Annotated in this window: 18 protein-coding genes; all 18 read right to left on the bottom strand. The window is 51.9% G+C overall.

Going from position 1 to position 21,137, the window contains the following annotated elements; translation table 11 throughout:
- Positions 1 to 48: 48 nt before the first annotated feature.
- On the bottom strand, positions 49 to 1,038 hold the full coding sequence (locus tag HMPREF2560_RS01420; protein ID WP_070873653.1) for an NAD(P)H-dependent glycerol-3-phosphate dehydrogenase: 990 nt from the start codon (positions 1,036 to 1,038) through the stop codon (positions 49 to 51).
- Positions 1,039 to 1,173: 135 nt separating this feature from the next.
- Complete coding sequence (locus HMPREF2560_RS01415) at positions 1,174 to 3,333, bottom strand: polysaccharide biosynthesis tyrosine autokinase (RefSeq protein WP_049359205.1); 2,160 nt, start codon at positions 3,331 to 3,333, stop codon at positions 1,174 to 1,176.
- Between the two features lie 26 nt (positions 3,334 to 3,359).
- Positions 3,360 to 3,809, bottom strand: coding sequence for a low molecular weight protein-tyrosine-phosphatase (locus tag HMPREF2560_RS01410; RefSeq protein WP_049322617.1), 450 nt, complete (start codon positions 3,807 to 3,809; stop codon positions 3,360 to 3,362).
- A gap of 169 nt (positions 3,810 to 3,978) precedes the next feature.
- Positions 3,979 to 5,106 (bottom strand): polysaccharide export protein, encoded by a 1,128-nt coding sequence (locus HMPREF2560_RS01405; RefSeq protein WP_049322616.1) that lies wholly within the window; start codon positions 5,104 to 5,106, stop codon positions 3,979 to 3,981.
- Between the two features lie 43 nt (positions 5,107 to 5,149).
- Positions 5,150 to 7,051 (bottom strand): polysaccharide biosynthesis protein, encoded by a 1,902-nt coding sequence (locus HMPREF2560_RS01400; protein ID WP_003749000.1) that lies wholly within the window; start codon positions 7,049 to 7,051, stop codon positions 5,150 to 5,152.
- 111 nt (positions 7,052 to 7,162) lie between these two features.
- Entirely contained in the window at positions 7,163 to 8,338 is a 1,176-nt protein-coding gene (locus HMPREF2560_RS01395; protein ID WP_049322615.1) for a DegT/DnrJ/EryC1/StrS family aminotransferase, read from the bottom strand.
- Entirely contained in the window at positions 8,331 to 9,110 is a 780-nt protein-coding gene (locus HMPREF2560_RS01390) for a methionyl-tRNA formyltransferase (RefSeq protein WP_049322614.1), read from the bottom strand. Before HMPREF2560_RS01390 ends, HMPREF2560_RS01395 begins: the two co-directional genes overlap by 8 nt.
- A 13-nt stretch (positions 9,111 to 9,123) precedes the next feature.
- Positions 9,124 to 9,816, bottom strand: a complete 693-nt coding sequence (locus tag HMPREF2560_RS01385) for an HAD family hydrolase (RefSeq protein WP_036492784.1) — start codon at positions 9,814 to 9,816, stop codon at positions 9,124 to 9,126.
- Positions 9,809 to 10,783: an ATP-grasp domain-containing protein gene (locus tag HMPREF2560_RS01380; protein ID WP_049322613.1), complete on the bottom strand. Its 975-nt coding sequence runs from the start codon at positions 10,781 to 10,783 to the stop codon at positions 9,809 to 9,811. The genes HMPREF2560_RS01385 and HMPREF2560_RS01380 overlap by 8 nt, the downstream gene beginning before the upstream one ends.
- Complete coding sequence (locus HMPREF2560_RS01375; protein ID WP_036492790.1) at positions 10,770 to 11,387, bottom strand: sugar transferase; 618 nt, start codon at positions 11,385 to 11,387, stop codon at positions 10,770 to 10,772. Before HMPREF2560_RS01375 ends, HMPREF2560_RS01380 begins: the two co-directional genes overlap by 14 nt.
- On the bottom strand, positions 11,380 to 12,552 hold the full coding sequence (locus HMPREF2560_RS01370) for a glycosyltransferase (RefSeq protein WP_049322612.1): 1,173 nt from the start codon (positions 12,550 to 12,552) through the stop codon (positions 11,380 to 11,382). Before HMPREF2560_RS01370 ends, HMPREF2560_RS01375 begins: the two co-directional genes overlap by 8 nt.
- Before the next feature lie 13 nt (positions 12,553 to 12,565).
- Positions 12,566 to 13,636, bottom strand: a complete 1,071-nt coding sequence (locus HMPREF2560_RS01365; RefSeq protein ID WP_049322611.1) for a glycosyltransferase family 4 protein — start codon at positions 13,634 to 13,636, stop codon at positions 12,566 to 12,568.
- A complete protein-coding gene (locus HMPREF2560_RS01360) occupies positions 13,633 to 14,943 on the bottom strand; it encodes an O-antigen ligase family protein (RefSeq protein ID WP_070607160.1) in 1,311 nt (436 codons plus the stop codon). The genes HMPREF2560_RS01365 and HMPREF2560_RS01360 overlap by 4 nt, the downstream gene beginning before the upstream one ends.
- A gap of 42 nt (positions 14,944 to 14,985) precedes the next feature.
- A complete protein-coding gene (locus tag HMPREF2560_RS01355) occupies positions 14,986 to 16,413 on the bottom strand; it encodes an oligosaccharide flippase family protein (protein ID WP_070607158.1) in 1,428 nt (475 codons plus the stop codon).
- A 168-nt stretch (positions 16,414 to 16,581) separates the two neighbouring features.
- Positions 16,582 to 17,889, bottom strand: coding sequence for a nucleotide sugar dehydrogenase (locus HMPREF2560_RS01350; RefSeq protein WP_004520865.1), 1,308 nt, complete (start codon positions 17,887 to 17,889; stop codon positions 16,582 to 16,584).
- Positions 17,890 to 18,463: 574 nt separating this feature from the next.
- Complete coding sequence (ribD, locus tag HMPREF2560_RS01345) at positions 18,464 to 19,567, bottom strand: bifunctional diaminohydroxyphosphoribosylaminopyrimidine deaminase/5-amino-6-(5-phosphoribosylamino)uracil reductase RibD (RefSeq protein WP_070607155.1); 1,104 nt, start codon at positions 19,565 to 19,567, stop codon at positions 18,464 to 18,466.
- A gap of 14 nt (positions 19,568 to 19,581) precedes the next feature.
- Positions 19,582 to 20,034, bottom strand: a complete 453-nt coding sequence (gene nrdR / locus HMPREF2560_RS01340) for a transcriptional regulator NrdR (protein ID WP_070607152.1) — start codon at positions 20,032 to 20,034, stop codon at positions 19,582 to 19,584.
- Between the two features lie 197 nt (positions 20,035 to 20,231).
- On the bottom strand, positions 20,232 to 21,074 hold the full coding sequence (locus HMPREF2560_RS01335; RefSeq protein WP_063068260.1) for a class II glutamine amidotransferase: 843 nt from the start codon (positions 21,072 to 21,074) through the stop codon (positions 20,232 to 20,234).
- Positions 21,075 to 21,137: the final 63 nt, after the last annotated feature.

The following is a 21,137-nucleotide window of genomic DNA, read 5'->3' as shown; positions in this document are numbered from 1 at the left end:
CCGTCATATTGTGCGTCAGGCCGTCTGAATGGTAGACGGCGCGACCGTTTATTCGAAGCGAGCGCTTCGTTCCATCAGGCGTTCAACGACTTGCTGCGGTGTCATTTCTTTGCGGATGAGTTGCAGCAGGGTTTGAGTGATGGGCATATCGATTTGGTATTTGGCGGCGGTGTTGAAGACTTCTTCAATGGTGCTGACGCCTTCGGAAACGTGGCCGATTTCGACAAGCACTTGATGTAACTCTTTGCCTTCTGCGAGGCCGAGGCCGACGCGGCGGTTGCGCGAGAGTGCGCCGGTACAGGTCAGGATAAGGTCGCCGATGCCTGCTAAGCCCATCATGGTTTTGGGTTGAGCACCCATGGCGATGGCAAGGCGGGTGATTTCGGCAAGGCCGCGTGTTACTAAGGCTGCACGTGCATTGAGGCCGTATTCGAGGCCGTCTGAAAGGCCGGTGGCAATTGCCATGACGTTTTTAACGGCACCGCCCACTGCGACACCGATGACGTCGGTGCTGCCGTACAGGCGCATTACGTTGGTGTTCAGTTGGGTAGTGGTTTCTTCCACCCAGTCTTTGTTTTCGGAAGCAAGAACGACGGCGCAAGGCAGTTGGGCTGCGAGTTCTTGGGCAAAGCTCGGTCCTGAGAGAACGCCGATTTTTTTATTGTTAGGCAGGACTTCTTTCAGCACTTGGAAAGTCAAAAGGCCGGTATCTTGTTCAAAACCTTTGCAGGCGGCGAGAACGGGAATATCGGCGGCGTTATGCTGTTTGAGCAGCTCGGCGCTGCTTCTGAGGCCGGCTACGGAGGTAACGATCAGGGCAAGTTGGCTGTCTTTCAGCGCTTCGCCCAAATCGGCATAAACGGTCAGGGACTCAGGGAAAGGGAAGCCGGGCAGGCCGCGTTTGTTTTCGCGGTCTGCTTGCAGGGTGCGGATTTGGTCGGGATTGCGTGTCCAAAGGGCGACTTCATTGTTGTGGTGCGCAAAGTGCAACGCGAGAGCTGTACCCCACGAACCTGCGCCGATGACGGTAATTTTCATGTTTTTCTTCCATATGGGAACGGGGCTTACTTTAAAACAAACGGCTTTGGGGTGCAAGGGCGGCGTTTGTGAAAAACATTTTGTGCTGTTTAAAAAGCCTCAGGCCGTCTGAAAGTTCAGACGGCCTGCTTCGTTTTATGATTTATTGTTGCCGGAATGGTAGGCATCGTAGGCGTAGTAGTCGTAGCTGTTGTTGGCTTCGCGCTTCATGCCGTTGAGGACGACACCTTTGATGTTGATGTGGTTTTGTTTGAGGCGTTCGACGCTGGCCTCAAGCTCTCGTGCACGCGTGTGCGCATAACGGCTGATCATCAGGACGGTGCCGGCATGTTGGCCGATGATAACGGCGTCAGTAACGGCCAATACGGGCGGCGTGTCCAAGATGACGTAATCGTAGCGTTGGCGCGCGTGGGCAAGCAACTCGTTGAAGCGGTTGTCCATCAAAAGCTCGGACGGATTGCTGGGATAGCTGCCGCTGCTGATGAAGTGGAGGTTTTCAATGCCGGTCTCTTGTACGGCTTTGGCCGGAGCCGCTTTGCCGCTTAGGATGTCGGACAAGCCGAACTCGGGGGTAAGGCCGAAGAGTCGGTCAAGATAGCCTTTGCGCATATCGGTATCGATAAGCAGAACGCGTTTGCCCGATTGCGCCATTACGGCGGCGAGGTTGGCGGAGATAAAGGATTTACCTGCCTCAGGCGCGGCGCCGGTAATCATGAGGACGTTGTTGGGCGCGTCCAGCATGGAGAAGTAGATATTGGTGCGCAGGGCGCGGATGGCTTCGACGGCCGTGTCGGTACGGTCTTCGCTAGCCAGCAGATAGTTGGAACGGCCGCCGGTTTTCTTGAATTTGTTTTTGAAGAAGTCGCGTTTTTGCTGGGTTTTGGAGTGCGGAACAAGAGCAACGACTTCTAAGTTGAGGTTTTCGATTTCTTCGGATGAAGTAATGCCGTTTTTCATGCGGTTGCGGATCATCAGCCACAAAGCGGTCAACGAGCCTGCGGCAAGTGCGCTCAGGAGCGTGATGACGGCTTTGCGCGGTGCAACCGGGTTTTCAGGGACGTAAGCATAATCGACGATGCGGACATTACCTTGCGCACTGGCTTTCATGATGTTGAGCTCTTGTTGTTTGCTCAACAGTTGGACGTAGGTTGCTTGGTTGGTTTCTACGTCGCGGGTCAGGCGGATGACTTCTTGTTGGGTATTGGGCAATTCGGCGATTTGTTGGTTGATTTTGTTTTTGGCGCGTTCGAGGACGGAGAGTTTGTCCAATACGGCTTTATAGGAAGGGTGTTCCGGTGTGTACAGCTCGGCCAAACCTGCTTCTTCGGTTTTAAGCAGGGTAATTTGGGTTTCGATGCCGGTCAGGCTTTCCAATGCGCCTTTAGACTCAAGCGGAATGTCGAGGGAGCCTGATTGTTGGCGGTAGGCATTGAGTTTGTTTTCAGCGTCCTGCAAGGTTTCTTTCAGGCGCGGCAATTCTTCGCTGATGAAAGCCAAGCCGCTGGATGCGACTTGGACGTCGCGTTCGCGGTTTTGCGCAACATAGTTGTCGGCAATGCTGTTGAGGATGACGCTAGTGCGTTTAGGGTCGGTGCCGGTAAAGGTAAGGTTGATGATGGGGCTGGTTTTACCTTTGCTGATGACCGCCAGTTTGCTTTGGATGTTTTCGATGGCGCTGATGCGTGAGAACTTGGTCAACGCAAACTCTTGGCCCGGATCGGCCAGGATTTGATCGATTTTGAGGATGGTTTGGTTGTTGATTTTCAGAGGCACGCCGACCTTGCCTTCGACGACGTGTTTGTCGGGAAGGGTGAGGGTATAGGCTTTGTTGTTTTTGACGGTCAGCGTGAAGGTTTTGTTGAACCATTCTTCTTGTACGGTAAAGTTGCCGACGGTCAGTTTGGGATCGGGGTTGCCGCTGAGATTGTGCATCAGGCTGCCGATAACAGGCGTGTATTTGGCTTTGACTTCTTGGTCGAGTTGGAGGTCGTCAACGGTTTTACCCAGCACCAGGCGTGATTGAACCAGCTCGACTTCTGCTTCAGACGGCGTGGTTTGGTTGTTGAAGATGCTGTTGATTTCGGTCAGGATTTGGTTTTGCCGCGTTTCAATTTCCAACATGGCGTCGGCGCGGTATTGCGGGGTGGATGCCAGGCTGAAGGCCGTGCCGAGTATGCCGCCTGCAAGCAGGGCGGCGAGGATTTTGTATTTGTGCATCCAAATGACGCGGAGCTGTTGGCCGAAGTCGATTTCGTCGTTGTCTGCGCTATAAGGTGTGTAGGTCGTTTTTTTCATTGCTTGCTTTCTTGTTCATGCCGGTTTTATACCGGTTGAGTTTTTCCGTTTAGTTTGGTTTTCCAAGTGTCTGCGGCAGCATTGAGCTGTTCGAAAACGGCTTCAAACATTTCGCTGCTTTGTTTGTATGGGTCAGGTACGGTTTTCTTCGGCAACCATTGGGCAAACAGCATGGTTTTGCTGCGTGCCGGCGGATGGATGTCGGCCACCATGTCGATTTGACTGGGCTCCATGACGAGAATCAAATCGGCCTGTTCGCACATTTGGGCGGTCAGTTGGCGTGCCGTATGGCCTGCAACGATAACGCCGTATTTGAGTGCGGTTTTGATGGCTTGGAAATCGGCATCCTTACCTGCCAGTGCTTTTATGCCGGCGCTGCTGATGCGGTGGCCGGGTAGTTTTTTCTGCATAATCCGCTCTGCGGTGGGGGAGCGGCAGATGTTGCCTAGGCAGACAATGAGTATGTTGTGGTACATGATATTGTTTCGGTTTATGGTCTGAAAAAAGCGTGAGTCAGACTATAAGGTACTGCTTTTCCGTTTGTGTGGTGTGTACGGCTTTTATATGCCGTTTATGTAATTTGGTCGGATTGTGCGTGATTTTGTATCCTGCTGTCAAACGGGGTCTGACAGCAGGAACCACTGCTTATTTAAACGTATTGTCGAGGGTGTTGACGTTGCTGATGGAGTTGGTAATTTGTGACATTACGCGGTTCCAACGGGTAACCGGGGCGGAGGTAACGTAAACGGTGTCTTCCGAACGCAGTTTGAATTCGCTGCCCATTGCGTAAGAGGTCGCATCTTTCAGGTTGAGCTGGTAGATGTGGATAGGTTTGGCCGCATCTTCAGGCACGCGGCGGATCACGAATACGCCGGTTGCATCCGCATAGGCTTGGTTCATACCTCCCACTTCGCCGAGCGCTTGGGTCAGGTTGAGGCCGTGGTTGCCGATCGGCAGGGTCGCTTGTTTGCCAACTTCACCCATGATGTAGATTTTGTTGTTGCTGCTGTTAGGAACGTAAACGATGTCGCCATGGCTGAGGAGGTGGTTTTGCGACATATCGCCGTATTGCAGCATGTTTTGCAGGGAGATGGTGCGGTCGACGCCGTTGTGCGTCCATTTGATGTGCTGGGTGTCGGCGCTTTGGGTAACGCCGCCGGCTTGGTTGATGGCATCCAAAATGGTCATCGGGATATTGGTAATCGGCAATTGGCCGGCTTGGTTGATGGCGCCGGAAACGGAAACGCGTTGCGAGCGGAACTCGGTAACGTTGATGGCGACTTGAGGGTTTTTGATGTAGCGTCTTAAAAGGTTGGTCAGGATGTTTTGCAATTCGTCCAAAGTTTTGCCTTTGGCTTGGATTTTGCCTGCCAACGGGTAAGTGATGTAACCGCCCTCATCCACCCAGGCGCCGCGGCTGACTTGGTTGGTTTGCGGGTTGCTTTGTTGGATAGGGGAGTTGAGGTCGGAATGCGCCCAAACCATGATGTTGAGGACGTCGCCGCTGCCGATGCGGTAGCGGTAAGCGCTTTTGCTTTGCTCCAAGCCTTGGTTGGCTTGGGAAAGTACGGGCGGCGTACGCATTTTTTCAATCAGGTTGGGCGTGATGGGGTAAACGGCAACACGGCTGTCGAGGTTGGTATCGGCGGCGGTGTCGTTGTCGGTGTAAACAATGGTTTTGGTTCGGGTTTTGATGGTCGAACCGGGAATGACTGTCGTGCTGTTACAGGCAGCCAGTGCAAATAGAGTAAGCAGGGAGAGCGTTTTTTTCATGTAGTAGTCCTTGCAGTATGGTGTCCGGGCCGTCTGAAAATGTTCAGACGGCCTTGTTGTTTTGTTGCCAAACCAAGTCGCAGATACCGTCTTTAGGTACGAAGCCTGTCGGTGCGCGCAACAGAAGCTGGCGCAGGCTGTTTTGGTCGCTTTGGAGACAAGCGGTTTGGAGTTCCGACAGTATGTCAGATAATTGCGTCCATGGAAGCATTACTTCACTGGCGGTCATAATCCGGGGATGAGTGGTTTTTTGCACCTCGTCGCCGATGAGCAGTTCTTCATAAAGTTTCTCGCCCGGGCGCAGGCCGGTAATCTTGATTTCGATGTCGCCGTGCGGGTGTTGCTCGTCTTTGACTTTGAGGCCGCTGAGGACAATCATTTGACGGGCAAGGTCGATGATTTTGACGGATTCGCCCATGTCGAGGACGAAAACGTCGCCGCCTTTACCCATTGCGCCGGCTTGGATAACCAGTTGCGCCGCTTCGGGAATGGTCATGAAGTAGCGGGTAATGTCTTGGTGGGTCAGGGTAATCGGGCCGCCTTCGGCAATTTGTTTTTCAAATACCGGGACAACGGAGCCGGACGAACCCAATACATTGCCGAAACGCACCATGCAGAAGCGTGTTTTTTGTTCCGGCTCGGCGGCAAGGGCTTGCAGGCAGAGTTCGGCCATGCGTTTGCTGGCGCCCATGGTGTTGGTCGGGCGGACGGCTTTGTCGGTGGAAATCAAAACAAAGGTGGAAACGCCAGCATCTACGGCAGCCTGTGCGCAGCAGAGTGTGCCGAACACGTTGTTTTGAATGCCTTCGATGGTGTTGAACTCGACCATAGGGACATGTTTGTAGGCTGCGGCATGATAGACGGTATCGACTTGGTAGGCCTTCATGACGCTGCTGAGGCGTTCTTTGTTTTGAACCGAACCCAAAAGCGGTACGACTTCGACTTGGCTGCCTTGCGCGGCTTGGGTTTCGCGCAATTCTTTGTCTATGCTGTACAGGGCGAATTCGGACAATTCAAACAACAGCAGTTTGGTCGGACGGCAGTTGAGAATTTGACGGCAAAGCTCGGAGCCGATAGAGCCGCCTGCGCCGGTCACCATCACGACTTTGTCGCTGATGTCGGCACTCATCAATTCAGGGCGCGGTGCCACAGGGGCGCGGCCGAGCAAATCGACCACGGAGATTTTTTTCAATGAGCTGACGCTGATTTTGCCGTCCACCAAATCTTTCATGCCCGGAATGGTCAGGACTTCGCATTTGTATGCTTCGAGGCGGCGGATGATGTCTTTGCGTTCTTCAGGCGTAGAACTTGGAATCGCCAGCAGAATTTTGCGAACGCCGTAGCGGCTGATCAGCATCGGGATTTCGTTGGGGTTGTAGACGGCAAGGTCATAGATGACGGTGCGTTGGATTTTCGGGTTGTCATCGACAAAGGCGATGGCCGAGTATTCGTTAACCTGTTTGATGGCTTCCAGCAATTGGCGGCCGGATTGGCCTGCGCCGTAGATGATGACGGGGGTCATCTGCTTGCGGTGGTGGTCGGTCAGAATCGCGCGCAGGATCATGCGCGAGCTGGTTACGCCGACCACCAAGACCAAGAAATAGACGATGGGCAGGGCAAGGTGCAGTTTTTGTTCAAAAACCAGGGTGGTCAGGCAGAACAAGACCGCTGAAATAATGCTGCCGAATGCGGCGGCGGTCAGGACGCGGACGCTGACGAAGCGCGTAACGGCGCGGTAGAGGCCAATACGGATGAAAAGGATGATGGTCAGCAACGCGGTGCTACCGAAAGCCAGCCAGTTGGCGATACTCAACCATTCGTCGGAGTATTGCACTTTAAGGCTTTGGGCAAACCAAAATGCCACGAAGATCATCAAGATATCGTGAATGACGAAGAAGGTTTTTTTTAGATTGCGCGGCAGAGCCAGCAGGGTTTCCAAGTTCATTTTATTTTTTACGTGTGTCTGAGTGTTGTAATGTGGCTTGGTACGGATTGTTTGAAGCAGGCTGTTTTGCTTTTTTCAGACGGCCTGAGGTTGCAGGCCGTCTGAAAATGATTATGCCGTGGCTTCAGTCAATACGGCTTCTATGTTTTTTTTGCAGAACGCAATTTCTTCATCGGTCAGGGTCGGGTGCACCAAGAACATCAGGCTGGTGTCGCCCAGTTGGACAGCGTTTTTCAGCCGCTCTTTCGGACGCCAAGGCGTGTTGTCGAAGGCTTTTTCCAAATACACTTCGGAGCAGCTGCCTTGATAGCAGGGGACTTTGCGCGCGTTCAGTTCGCTGACGATGCGGTCGCGCGTCCAGCCTTCTTTCAGGTGTTCGGGTTTGACGAAGGCGTAGAACTTGTATTGTGCGTGTTCGATGTAGTCGGCCACTTCAACCAAACGGATGCTGGCGAATTTGCCCAAGCTTTCAGCCAGTTTGGCGGCGTTTTCTTGGCGGCGCGCCGTCCATCCGGGCATGCGTTTGAGCTGGATGCGACCGATGACCGCCTGCATTTCCAACATGCGCCAGTTGGTACCGAAGCTTTCGTGCAGCCAGCGGAAACCGGGGGCGTGTTCGCGGTGGTACACGGCATCGTAGCTTTTGCCGTGGTCTTTGTACGACCACATTTTGCTCCACAGCTCTTTGTCGTTGGTGGTGACCATGCCGCCTTCGCCGCCGGTGGTCATGATTTTGTCTTGGCAGAACGACCAAGCGCCGACGTGGCCGATAGAGCCGACGGATTTGCCTTTGTATTTCGCGCCGTGTGCTTGGGCGCAGTCTTCGATAACCCACAAGTTATGTTCTTTGGCCAAAGCCATGATGTCGTCCATTTCGGCAGGCATGCCGGCAAGGTGAACCACGATGATGGCTTTAGTGTTTGGTGTCAGCGCGGCTTTGATGGTTTCGGCGCTGATGTTTTGGCTGTTTAAATCGATATCGGCGAAAACCGGATTGGCGCCGGCGGTTACGATGCAGGACGCGGAAGCCAAGAAGGTGCGCGAAGTGACAATCACATCATCGCCTTGGCCGATGCCCATTGCTTTGAGGGCTACGTCCAAAGCCAACGTACCGTTGGAAAGGGCGACGGCGTATTGCGTGCCGACAAAGGCAGCAAATTCTTTTTCAAATTCGCGACATTCCGTACCTGTCCAGTAGTTGACTTTGTTGGACAGCAGGACTTTGGAAACGGCATCGGCTTCTTCTTGAGTAAAGCTTGGCCATGGGGAGAGTGATGTATTAAGCATTTGTTTTTCCTGCAAAAAGACTGGTTGAGCCTTTGGGGGCGATTTCTTCCAGCAGTTGGCGGTTGATCAGGGTGTATTTCTGACCGTTGATTTCGACGTATGCGCCGTCGTAAGGAGGGAACCAGAAGGCGCGGATTTTCTTCTCGATATTGTCGCCGTCGAGGATTTGCTTCATGGCTTCCATTTCGTCGCGGCTGACGTAGCGGCCGCCGATGTTGGGCGTGGTCGGCAATTTGGTTTTCGACTCGATGGCGCGGGCGATGATGCGTTGTGCGAACGGTTCCAGCGCCTGCATGGTTTTGCGTTCGAGCGATTGGGCGGTTTCTGTTTCGGCATCGATGGGGAAGCGGTCCACTTCGATGATTTCGCCGGTGTCGATGGAGGCATCGACGTAGTGGGCGGTGTTGCCCCATTCGTTCAGCTCATCCATGATGGCCAGGTTGTAGCCGCCTGTGCCTTTGTATTCAGGCAACAGCGCAGGGTGGAAGTTGATCGTGCCCAAAGTCGGAATGCTCAGGAATTCATCACGCAGCTTGCGCCAGTAAAGGACGGACAAGCCCAAATCGTATTTCAGACGGCCTTCACGCATTGCTTCCAAAGCCGTATCGAAGGTGTACAGGGGCAGGCCCAATTCCTGCGCGGCAGCCGTGGTCGGCGAGCCTTGCAGATGGCTGTCGGTCAAAACGCCGACGATTTCGATATGGTCTTGTTTGGTCAAAAAACGAAGCAGGTTGGCGGAAACCTGTTTACGACCCATAAATAAGATTTTCATGGAGAAATGTCCCTTATGCATTTGCTTTTTCGGTGGCGGAAGTTGTCAGTGTAGTCAATTCTTCCAGGGTGTTTATCCAAAGGGTGGGCTGGTATTCACGGCCGTATTGCTCGGGCTCGGCTTGATGAATATTGTGCGGCTTAGGCATGATGCCTATGGAGAGCCAACCCAGTTTGTTGGGTGCGACAAAATCTTTTTTGATGTTGTCGCCGATGTAAATAAAACGTTTTGCGGCCGGATATTTGTTTTGCAGGAAGACAAAACGCTTATCGTCGGGTTTTTCCGATTGCATGGCTTCCGAAATCAAAATGTCGTCAAACAAATCGGTCAGGCCCAAGGCCTGTATTTTCAACCGCTGTGTCAGGCTGCGGCCGTCTGTAATCAGGGCGCGTGCGGCAAAAGGGCGCATCAGCTTCCGTAAAAAAGACGGTTCGACATAGGGTCGGATGGCAGGCCGATGCAGTCGATATTGCCACAAGAGTGATTGTTTCTCTGATTCGTTTAATTTGCAATGATGACACAAATTGTCGAGCCAGTCTTTACTTTTATTGTCGGCAATTTCATATAGTACGCCGGCATTGTATTGCGGATAAAGCGACGTAATCATCTCTACAACTGCCCGTATTCCGGAGCATTTGTAGTCATGTTCGGAGTAAAGCGTATCGTCAAGGTCAAAAACGATGACGGATTCTTCCGGCTTAATCATGTTCTCTTACCAAAACCTTAGCATCATAACGAAGCATGATTAAATTGTTTTCCCAGTCGTCGGAGAAGGGAATGTCTTGGCCGCCGATGTATTCTTGAATCAGCCAGCCCGGATAGTTGCCGCCTGCGGCGTAGGTCAGTGGGAAACCGCCGCCGAAACGCGGGTTGATTTCCACGCCGTAGGTCGTATTGTCGGTTTTGCTGACGAAGAACTGCGCGGTAATGCAGCCGCGTGCGCCTTCCAATACGGCCATTTTTTCAACCAGCTCTTCATACAGGGCATTGCGCCGGGTCGCGCCTTTGCTGACTTCGCCGGTGCGCACTTCCAAACGTTCGCGAGGAATGGCGCATTTCAGACGGCCTTGACGGTCGTAATACATATCGACGGTAAACTCGGAAAAAGCATTTTCAATATCGATGTATTGGGCGAACATCATTTTCGGATCTTCGGCAATGTCGGCGGTCAGATCGGCCGGTGTGTTGATTTTTTTCGCACCGATGGCGCGGCTGCCGTCGTAAGGCTTGGCAAAACACGGGAAGGCCAGGCTGTCCCGTTCGTAAATTTCAGGCGAACGGATGCCGTATTGTGCAAACAGGCCTGCGGTCAGGCGCTTGTCGCGACACAGGGTAATCAGTTTGGCGTCGGAAATGACGATGTGTATTCCTTCGGCTTCAAAACGGTCGCGTGCTTCGGCCAGCTTGAGCAGTTCGGTATCGATGGTCGGCACAATCAGGCCGATGTTGTGTTGTTTGGCCAGTTCGAAAATGCTGTCGATGTATTCGGCTGCGTCGATGCGCGGTACGCTGAAAGCGCGGTCGGCGACATGACAGGCTGAAGACATGTGGGGATTGAGGTCAGTGGCAAATACGCCGATGCCGTCTGAAAAACGTGCGGCTTCGGTTTGGAAGTCCTGCACCAATTCGACGCGGCGGCCTGCCGACAGAATCAGTATGTTATTTTTTTTCATCAGTTTTATTACCCGTGAAATAAGGCATAGTGGCTTCTCCTTCGGCTGAGATGCCTTCTTTGACGAAGACTTTTTTAACCGTCAGGAACAAAATTTTAATATCCAGCCAGAAGCTGAAGTGGTCGATGTACCAAACATCGTGGGCGAACTTTTCGTCCCATGAAATAGCGTTGCGGCCATTGACTTGCGCCCAACCGGTCACGCCCGGTTTCATTTCGTGGCGGCGGTTTTGGAAGTCGTTGTACAACGGCAGGTAGTGCATCAGCAGCGGACGAGGGCCAACCAGACTCATCTCGCCTTTTAAGACATTCCATAATTCAGGAAGTTCGTCCAAGCTGGTAGCACGTAATTTTTTGCCGAAATCGGTCAGGCGTTCGCTGTCCGGGAGGGGGTTGCCGTCTTTATCGATTGCATCACGCATGGAGCGGAATTTAATCATTTTGAACGGCTTGCCATCCTTGCCCGGCCGCTCTTGGATGAAGAACACGGGCGAGCCTAAGTTTTTGCGGATGAGGTACACCAAAATCAAAAACACAGGCGACAGGATAATCAGCCCTGAGGCGGAGGCAACAATGTCAAACAGGCGTTTGAAAAATTTATTCATGAGCTAATCTTTCAATCAGGTTGACGATTTTTTGATAGGCAACGTCGCGCTTGAAGCGGCGGACGATTTCTTCGGACTGAACAGGATCGTCTTTGCGCTTCAACATATCTTTGGCGGCTTTAACGAAGCTTTCCACATCGCCAGAACGGTAGTTCGCATGCGGCAGCAGGGTGAGGACTTCGGCAACTTCGTCGTTGACCTGGCTGTTCAGAATCGGTTTTTGCAAAGCCATATAGTCGGACAGTTTGTTGGTAATCGACTGCATGGCGTAAGAGTGGATGGCGTTGACGGAGATGTCGCAGCCCTTGGCGACAGACATCATTTCGGCGTAAGGAATGTAGCCGTAAAACTTGATGCCGTCGCAGGCGTATTGTTTGAGCCTGTCCAAATCGGGGCCACCGCCCATGATGTGCAATTCGACATTTTCGCCGGCATCTAACAGCTTGCGAACGCCTTTGCACACGGTTTCCACGTCATAGCTGTAACTGAGCGTGCCCAAGTAGAAGAAGCGGGTTTTGTCGTCGCCGAAATTTTTGGCAGGCGCGGCATCGAGTTTGGGAAAATCCGCGCCGATATAGACGACTTCGCCGGGTACATTCGGATTGGCTTCTTTGGCGCGGTCGAGATAAGTCTGCGATACGGCGACCAGCGCGTCGGCGTAGCGGTAGGCTTGGTTGGCGCGTGAAGCAAAGGGCAGCAGGTTGTGCGGTACTTTTTTCAAAAACGGTACGACCGAAGAGAAGGACTCTGGCCATACGTCCTGCACATCGACAATCAGCTTGTAGCCCAAACGCGCTTTGTGTTTGCCCAAGAGCAGGTTGGTAGCAATCAGCGGATAGGCGGAAAAGACGACGTCTTGTTCTCCCGGACGGCAGTTTTCCAACCATTTTTCAAAATGTTTGACGAAGCGGTGATGGCTGGTCACGCGCCCTAAAGACACGTTTTTGCTGTATCCGCTTTCTTCCAACAACATCACTTTCAGACGGCCTTGTGAGGCGGCCTTTGCATCTTCGGGCCGTCTGAAAGATTTGTCGTAGTGTTTGAAATTGCTGGTAATCAGCAACACGTCATGCGACTGCGACAACAGCTCGGCAAGATACCAGAAGCGGTTGAAATGCGGCTCGGACGGCAGCGAGCAATAAGGGGCGACGATGGTAATGTTCATGTTTCAGACGGCCTTACATTTTGTACGCAGCCATGGTGGTGCGGTAGATTTCGTCGTCGGAGCATAAAGTTTCGACATGTTTGTGCAGGGCTTTGCCCATTTGACCGCGCAACTCTGGATGTTTGATGAGTGTATCGACGGCTTCGATAAACGCTTCGTCATCGCCGAAAGGAATGCAGTAGCCGGTTTGGCCGGTGATGACCATTTCGGAAATGCCCGCCATGTTGTAGGTCACGACAGGTGTGTCGTAAAGGCCGGCTTCCAAAATATTGTTGCCGACGCCTGCACCGTGGTCGCCCACGCAATGCGGCGTGTTCACCAAAATATCGACTTCTTTGAAGTAGCCGGTCAAGTCGCGGACGCCGCCGAGGAAAGTAACCTTGTCTTCGATGCCCAAACGTTTGGCTTGGGCTTTGAGGTTGTCCATTTCTTCGCCGATGCCTGCAACGTTAAGGCGTACAGGCATACCGCGGTCAACCATTTTCTTGAGAATGTCCAACATCAGATGCACGGCGCGGACGGTGTCCAAACGGGAAAGCGTGCCCAGTTGGACATAGTCTTTGACTGTTTTTTCAGGAACGTAATCCGCTTTGTGCAGGGCGTTGTAAGTGTAGGTGATGCGGTTGGCAGGGAAACCGTAACGGATGAGTTTTTCGCGTTCGTGTTTGCAGTTGCCGATGATGTACACGCCCAGCTTGTCGAAAAGCTTGGCAATTTTCGGATAAGTTTCCGGATCAAGGCCGCGCGCATGGTAGAACACTTTGGTTTTCGGCGAGGCAAACTTGGCCGCAATGGCGCAGGCCGGAACGATACGCGCCATTTGGCAGTGAATCACATCAGGTTTCTCTTTTTTCAGCAGTTTCATGTAGGCAAACATGCCTTTGATGTAACCCAAAAGCCCGCCTTGATAAAAATCAATCGGCTGCCAACGGATGCCCAATGCTTGCGCTTCCTGAATCAAAGGGCCGTCTGAAGAGGCCAATACGATATCGTGTCCGCGTTGTTTGAGCAGGCGGCCGAGGCGAAAAGTGGCGTTTTCAGTGCCACCGAGGCCGGACATGGAGGTAGTCAGGATGATTTTCATGATGGTTTCTTCGTATCGTATAGTGTTTCGTTGTATGCGTAAGCGGCCATATCTTTCAGCTTGGGCGCGACAAATACGCTGTAAATAAAAATCAGCAGGCAGGGCAGCCAGATAAACGGCATACGCAAAATAGTGGACGGAATAAAACCGGCCAGCAGGAAAATGCCTAAGGCAACCCAAGCCAAAACGCGTGATTTGCCGGTTACTGCTCGGTTTGAGGCGGTATAGAGGAAATAACACGCCACAAAGGCAATAAAGCCGAGCAGGGAAATCATGCCGAAACCCAGATACAGCTCGATGATGAAGCTGTGCGGGTTTTCAAAGCCCAAGCTGCCGCTCAAATGGCCGCCGAAATATTCGCGGAAGTTTTTAGGGCCGTAGCCGGTCAGCAGCAGGGGCGGGTTGTTCCAGAAGTAGTTGTAAATCTCCTGACGGTAGGACACGGAGTTGTCGCTGCCCAAGTCGTACAGGAAGAGGTACACGCGGCTGGAAAAGCGTTCCAAAAACTGGTTGCCGTTGAGCGACAGCAAAAATTCCGCAATCGCTCGTGACGGAATCATCGACAACACCAACGCCAGTAAACCAGCGACGCCGACCGTAATAAAACCGTTTTTGCGATAGGCCGTATAAACCAGCAAAATCAACAGGTAACAGCCGATGGCGGTACGCGATACGCTGGCGAAAATGGCCATGCCCAACAGCAGGAACAAGCCCCAGCCCAGCAGTTTTTCTTTGTGTTTTCGTCCTTGGAGTTGGAAGAAAAACAAAATGGCAGGCGCAAGGCAGACTGCGGTGGCGGCAAGGTTATTCGGGTTAAAGAACAAGCCCTTGAGCGAGCCTTCGTCAATAGCCAACTCATCGCTAGCACTTACAAACTGAATACCGGTGGCCAGTTCTGCAAACGGCGGTACGGCGATAAACAATGTAAATACGATGAGGAATTTCTGAATCGTTCTCAAAGGGTCATCGGCGCGCTTCAATACTTGGTAAAACAAGTAGAAGAAAGCCGGAACCGCCATAAAAAACAAAATATCCATGTACTGCGTCGGCGTCAGCGACGTAATGCCCATGTGGATGGCAGGCCAGATGCACATGGCGGTCAGGGCGCAGAGCATGGCAAAAATCTTGCGCGGAATATGCTTGCTTTCCAGAAAAAATACGACAAAACCAAGCAGTACAAATATCAGGGTCAGCGGGTTGTCGATACGCGGCACGCCGACCTTAAAGGACAGCGCGGGCCCCAGCATATAGGCTGCGAGCATGATGTATAGGATGTAAGTGTATAAGTTCAGACGTTTTATTTTCATAGTCGTGCTGTTGTTATCGTAGAGACGTGAATCTCAGGTTGGCTATTTTGCCGAACGGTTTAATTTGGCTTTGATTTTTTCGGTCGCGGCAAATAGTGCGTGTTTGTATTTTAGGAACAGGAAACCCAGTCCGACTGCCCATGCCAGCGCAAACCAAATATAGTTGTCGCGTGTACCCAGCCAAGTGTAGGCAAGGCAGATTATCAGGCAGAGCGTTGAGTTGGTATAAATCTTCAGGCGCGGCAAAGGCTGCCACAGGCGTGAAGAGAATTCGGTTTTAAAGATGAAAAACAGCCAAAAAGCCGTTGCGCTGGCCATAGCTGCACCTTTTGCACCAAATTTCGGTACCAGCAGATAGAGTAGGGCGGTATTGGCGATAAAGGCAACGATGTTGATGACGGTAATCAGCCAAGTCGAGCGGACGACGTTCAAACCGATGCCGCTGACTTCGGTCAGCGTGTAAAACAGGGGGAAGAGCATACACGAGAGCAGGATAAATTGAACCTGCGTGTATTTTTCCGGCAGTATCCAGGTCGCCATCGGCGAGAAAATCCCGATGAGGCAAATCATTGCGCTGATGAGGACGGTCATGGAAAGCGTGATGTCGCCGATTTTGTCCAGATTGTTTTTTTCTTCTACCCATTTGAACACCAAAGGCGCCCAAATGGTGGAGAACACGCTTTGGAAAATCAAGGCGACGGCGCCAAAGCTGACCGCCATCGAATAAATGCCCAACTCGTCCAAGCCAGAGATGTTTTTGAGGACAAAGCGGTCAATCGAAGTCAGGCCCCAATAGGCCAAGTTGCCGAATGCCAGCGGCAGGCCGTAGCGCAGGCCGTCCCGATGCAGCTCGGACGACCATTTCGCATGGGAAACGGCTTGCAGATCTCGGCGCAGTTGATAGATCAACAGTAAAACAGTCAGCACTTGGGCTGCGGTGTAGGCAAAAACCAGCGAAGTAGTATTGGCAGGCAAGCCGGAAGCAATCACGGCAAAAACCAACACCAAAATCAAGAATTTCGGCGCAAGCTGGCTGACGGAAAAAGCCAATGCCTGCTCTTTCATCCGCAAAATCAAGGCTAAAAAACGGATAATCAGCGTGGTGGCTAAGAAAATCAGGAAGAGAATCCCCAAATTCGCACTGGGGATGTCGAAAATGATTTCAGACGGCCATGATGCGTTTATCAGCAACACTAAAACCACAACCGCCACCGTCAGAATCAATGGCGATAAAAAAACGGATTTGAACAGCGCGGCCTTGTCTTTAACGGCGTAATAGTCGCGAATATAGGATTGGTCCAGCCCCAAGCCCAAGAGCAGAATGCTCAGTCCGGCAATGGTCTGCAAGAGTACGATACGGCCGATGTCTTCCGCAGGGAAGTACCATGAGATGAGCGGCAGGGAAAGCAGGCCGAAAGCGGCGCTTCCTATCGGGCCCAATGCGTAGCCGAGGATTTTTTTCGCGTTCATATTATTTGTTTTCAGACGGCCAGAAGTTCGAGCTGAGCGTTTTTCGTAAGAGATGCGTTGTTACCGTTGCCGGTTTGCCAAGGCCGTCTGAAAAACAAATGGCCTTGGGAAACCGGCCGCCGTCCCGGTCGGGGAAACCGGTGGTAGCCGGATGCGTCTGAAGCAAGATTATGCTTTGATGACTTTAGGATTTTTCACTGGGAATTTGCCGCGAGTATCGACAATCAGCTTGGCATGTTCGGTGATCATGTCATAGTCGAATTTGTCGTGATCGGTGGTCAGAACCACGCAGTCGTATTGAGCGACAGTTTCAGGGGTCAGCGCTTCGCTCTTCAGGTCGAAGTAGTGGTGGCCGGGGATATGTGGGAACTCTGGAACGTGTGGGTCAGAGTAGGAAACCACTGCGCCCAGTTTGTGCAGGCGGTCCATAACTTCCACAGACGGGCTTTCACGCATATCGTCCACATTTTTCTTGTAGGCGATACCCAATACCAAGATTTTGCTGTCTTTGATAGAACGGTTGTGGTCGTTCAAAGCCAGGCCGACTTTTTCGATAACGTAGTCGGGCATGTGGGAGTTCACTTCGCCTGCCAGCTCGATGAAGCGGGTGTTTACGCCGTATTCGCGGGCTTTCCAAGTCAGGTAGAACGGGTCGATAGGGATACAGTGGCCGCCCAAGCCAGGGCCTGGGTAATAAGCAACGAAGCCGAACGGTTTGGTTGCGGCGGCATTGATGACTTCGTGAATGTCGATGCCCATTTTGTCGGCAACAATTTTCATCTCGTTCACCAAACCGATGTTTACGGCGCGGTGGATGTTTTCCAGAAGTTTGGTCAGCTCGGCCGCTTTGGTGGAGCTTACCGGAACAACTTTATCGATGGCGGGTTGGTACAGTGCCAGGCCGACTTCCAAACAAGCAGGGGTATGGCCGCCGATGACTTTTGGAATGGTACGGGTTTCAAAGTTAGGGTTACCCGGGTCTTCACGCTCAGGAGAGTAAACCAAGAACACGTCTTGACCGACTTTCAAGCCGCCTTCTTCCATGCGCGGCAGCAATTCTTCTTCGGTAGTACCGGGGTAGGTAGTGGATTCCAAAGACAGCACTTGGCCGGCGCGCAGGTAAGGTTTTACCGCATCGGTAGTGTCGATCACAAAGCTCATGTCCGGCTCGCGGTATTTGTTCAGCGGAGTCGGTACGCACAAAATGACGGCTTCTACTTCGCCGATGCGGGAGAAGTCTGTCGTTGCTTCAAACAGGCTGTTGGAAGCAGCGGCAATTTTGTCGGAAGGGATATGCTCGATGTAGCTTTCGCCTTTGTTGAGCTTGTCGACTTTGTTGGTGTCAATGTCGAAACCCAAAACTTGGTAACCGATATCCACATAGCGCAACATCAGTGGTAAACCGACGTAGCCTAAGCCAACGATGCCGATTTTTGCGGTCTTATCGGCAAATTTTTGTATCGTAATGTTTTTCATGATGTCTTTCGTGTAATGAATGAGTAAATCGGGAGTGTTTGCCCGATGCCTGAGTTGTTTGCTGCAACCGCATAGCCATAGCCGGCTGCCGTATCGTGTGAAGCCTTAAAACCATACTTATAATTACATTAGACAAAATCATAAGCACTTATCTGATTCGTCTCAATCAAAAAAGTTTAACGGTCGTTCAGGCGGCCTCTATGGTATGGAAACGGTATTTTTGAATGCTTAATTTTTAGAAATTACATTCAACCACATGTTTTGATTTTAGATATTGTTTTGTCAAATGTATGATTCATGAAATGAAACTACCGTTTATGCCGTTTAAAACCCTTCTAGAATAAAAACTTTTAATAAATTTTCGTGGCTTAACTTATCTTAATAATCCATTATTTCGTGATGAAAAAAAGGAAAATTTGTCGACAATCGGCTTGAGGATAGTTAACTTAAGTCAAAGTTTTAAATTGGAATACGCTAAAGTCATTATAATATATTGACGAAAAAATTACATTTATTGCTATGTAAATGATAGATATATACTATTAAAAGTGGTTTGATTATTAAGTTGAGGCAATTAGACGGATTTTTTCCGGAGAACCCATTTAATGTCCTGTCCGATGATTTCTACTGATTGACTTTGCCAAGGGCCGTCTGAAAGTAGGGCGGCCGGATTTTCAGGGAGGGAGAAAAGAGGTTTGCCTGCGCCTAACAGTTTCGGTGCTTGGTAGAGGACGATTTCATCCACCAAGTCATCCTTCAGGAAGGCTGAAGCAAGTGTTGAGCCGGCTTCTACCAGAACTTCGCCAAAGCCAAGTTCTGCCAGTTGCGGCATGAGTGAAAGAAGATTGATGCGGCCGTTGATGTGTTCAGACGGCCTGATGATGCGGATATGTTCAAATTTACCCAGCGCCTGCAAACGTTGTTCGTCTGAGGAAAGGGTAACGATAACGGTCGGGCTTTCGGTATCAGTCACGAGGTGGCAGTCCAAAGGGGTTTGCAGTCGGCTGTCCAAGACGATACGCGCAGGTTGGCGTAAGGTAGGGAAACTGCGGACGTTGAGCTTCGGGTTGTCGGCAAGCACGGTACCGATACCGGTCAAAACGGCGCAACTTTCGGCACGGAGAATTTGTACGTCTTCGCGTGCGGCTTCGCCGGTAATCCAAAAGCTGCGGCCGTCTGAAAGGGCGGTTTTACCGTCCAAGCTGGCGGCGCATTTGAGGCGGACAAACGGTCTGCCGCGTTCGATACGCGACAGGAAACCGCGGTTGAGTTCGCGCGCCTGAGCTTCCAACAAACCGCTTTCGGTACGGATTCCGGCGGCTTCCAACATAGACAAGCCTTTGCCTGCGACCAACGGGTTGGGGTCGGTCATGGCGGCGACTACGCGCGTTACGCCGGAATGAACCAGCGCTTCGGCGCATGGTGGCGTGCGGCCGTAATGGCTGCAAGGTTCCAGCGTGACATAGGCTGTTGCGCCTTTTGCCGCCGCTCCGGCCTGCCTTAATGCGTGAACTTCGGCGTGCGGCTCGCCTGCTTTGACGTGGAAACCTTGTCCGACGATTTGGGCACCGTGTGCAATTACGCAACCGACGCGGGGATTGGGGGAAGTAGAGAACCGCCCAAGCTTGGCCAGCTCGAGGGCGGTTTGCATCATTTGGGTATCAAGTGCGGAAAACATGGTTTCAGACGGCCTTATTTGGCTTTGCATTCGGCGATGACTTGGGTGAATTCGGAAACGTCTTTAAAGCTTTTATAGACAGAAGCGAAACGGACATAAGCGACTTGGTCGATTTTGGCCAGCTCTTCCATCGCCATTTCGCCGACGATGCGCGAAGCGACTTCTTTTTTGCCCAAACGGTAGAGGCGCTGCTCGATAAGAGCAACGGTTTCATCGATTTGTTCTTGTGTGACAGGACGTTTGTGCAGCGCGCGCTCAAGGCTGGTCTGCAGTTTGTGCGCATTGAAGGGAACCCGTGTGCCGTTGGATTTGATGACTTGCGGCATCCGCATTTCAACGGTTTCAAAAGTGCTGAAGCGTTGTCCGCATTCCAAGCATTTGCGACGGCGACGGATGCTGTTGGTGTCTTCCAGCCATCGCGAGTCGGTTACTTGTGTGTTGGGGTGTTGGCAAAACGGGCACTTCATCGTGTTTCCTTGTCATACGCTCGGCAAGGTCGCTAAGCAATTGAATTTATTGTTTGTGAACTATTATTGTAGCGGATTGCGTTATTTTCGTATAGTAAAGGCTCTTCGCTGGATTAAGTATAAAAAGGCCGTCTGAAAGGGCAACTTTGGCGAAGTTGGGCTTTTCAGACAGCCTTGAGTTTTCAGTCAATCAACCGTTAAACCGATACGCCGACGGCACGGGCGATTTCCAAACCTTCTTCCGCACTCATGTAAACCGGATTTTCGGGGCGGTCGCTGCGGACGATATCGCCGTCTTGAAACATCACCAATTCATTGACTGCCAATTGCGACCAGGTTTCATCTCGCGTCAGAGGCAGGGTGGCGATGACGGAAACTTTATCGTTCGGGGTGGTCACTTCTGAAAAATCGACCATGACATCATCGTCCAGCAAACGGGCTTTGCCAAACGGGGCTTTGCGCACGATGTAGTGCAGTAAGGTACTGGCGTGGGCAAACAGGCAGTCGCCGTTGGACATCACAAAGTTGAACAAGCCGTAGCGGCGGATTTCATGAGTCAGGCCGGCAATGGCGTCAAACAAAACTTCAGGTTCGGGTTTGGTGGCAAAGCGGCTGCGCAGGCGGTTGAGGATAAAGCAGAACGCGCGTTCGGAATCGGTCGTGCCGACGGCATGGTAGTACTCGCCCTGCTCAGGAAAAAAATCAATCAAATGGCCGTTGTGGGCAAACAGCCAATATTCGCCCCACATCTCGCGCATGAAGGGATGAGTGTTTGCTAGTGAGGTCTGGCCTTGTGAGGCCTTGCGGATATGGGCGATAACGTTTTCAGATTTGATTTGGTAGGCGCGCACCAAGTCGGCAACGGGAGAGTTGGCGCTGGGCTTGTCGTCGTGAAACAAGCGCACGCCTTTGCCTTCAAAAAAACCGATACCGAAGCCGTCGGCATGGTGGTCGGTAATGCCGCCACGACGGCGGAAGCCTTCAAAAGAAAACATGATGTCTGTGGGAGTGTTGCAATTCATGCCGAGCAGTTGGCACATGGCGTTAACCTTTATTTTTGGGGTATTTATAGGGTTATTATGGTGTATCGGGCAGGCAGTTTC

It is taken from the genome of Neisseria sp. HMSC078H04 (assembly GCF_001838135.1).
Classification (GTDB): domain Bacteria; phylum Pseudomonadota; class Gammaproteobacteria; order Burkholderiales; family Neisseriaceae; genus Neisseria.
Note: the sequence above shows the minus strand (reverse complement) of the source record. Positions and strands in the feature narration are given on the sequence as shown.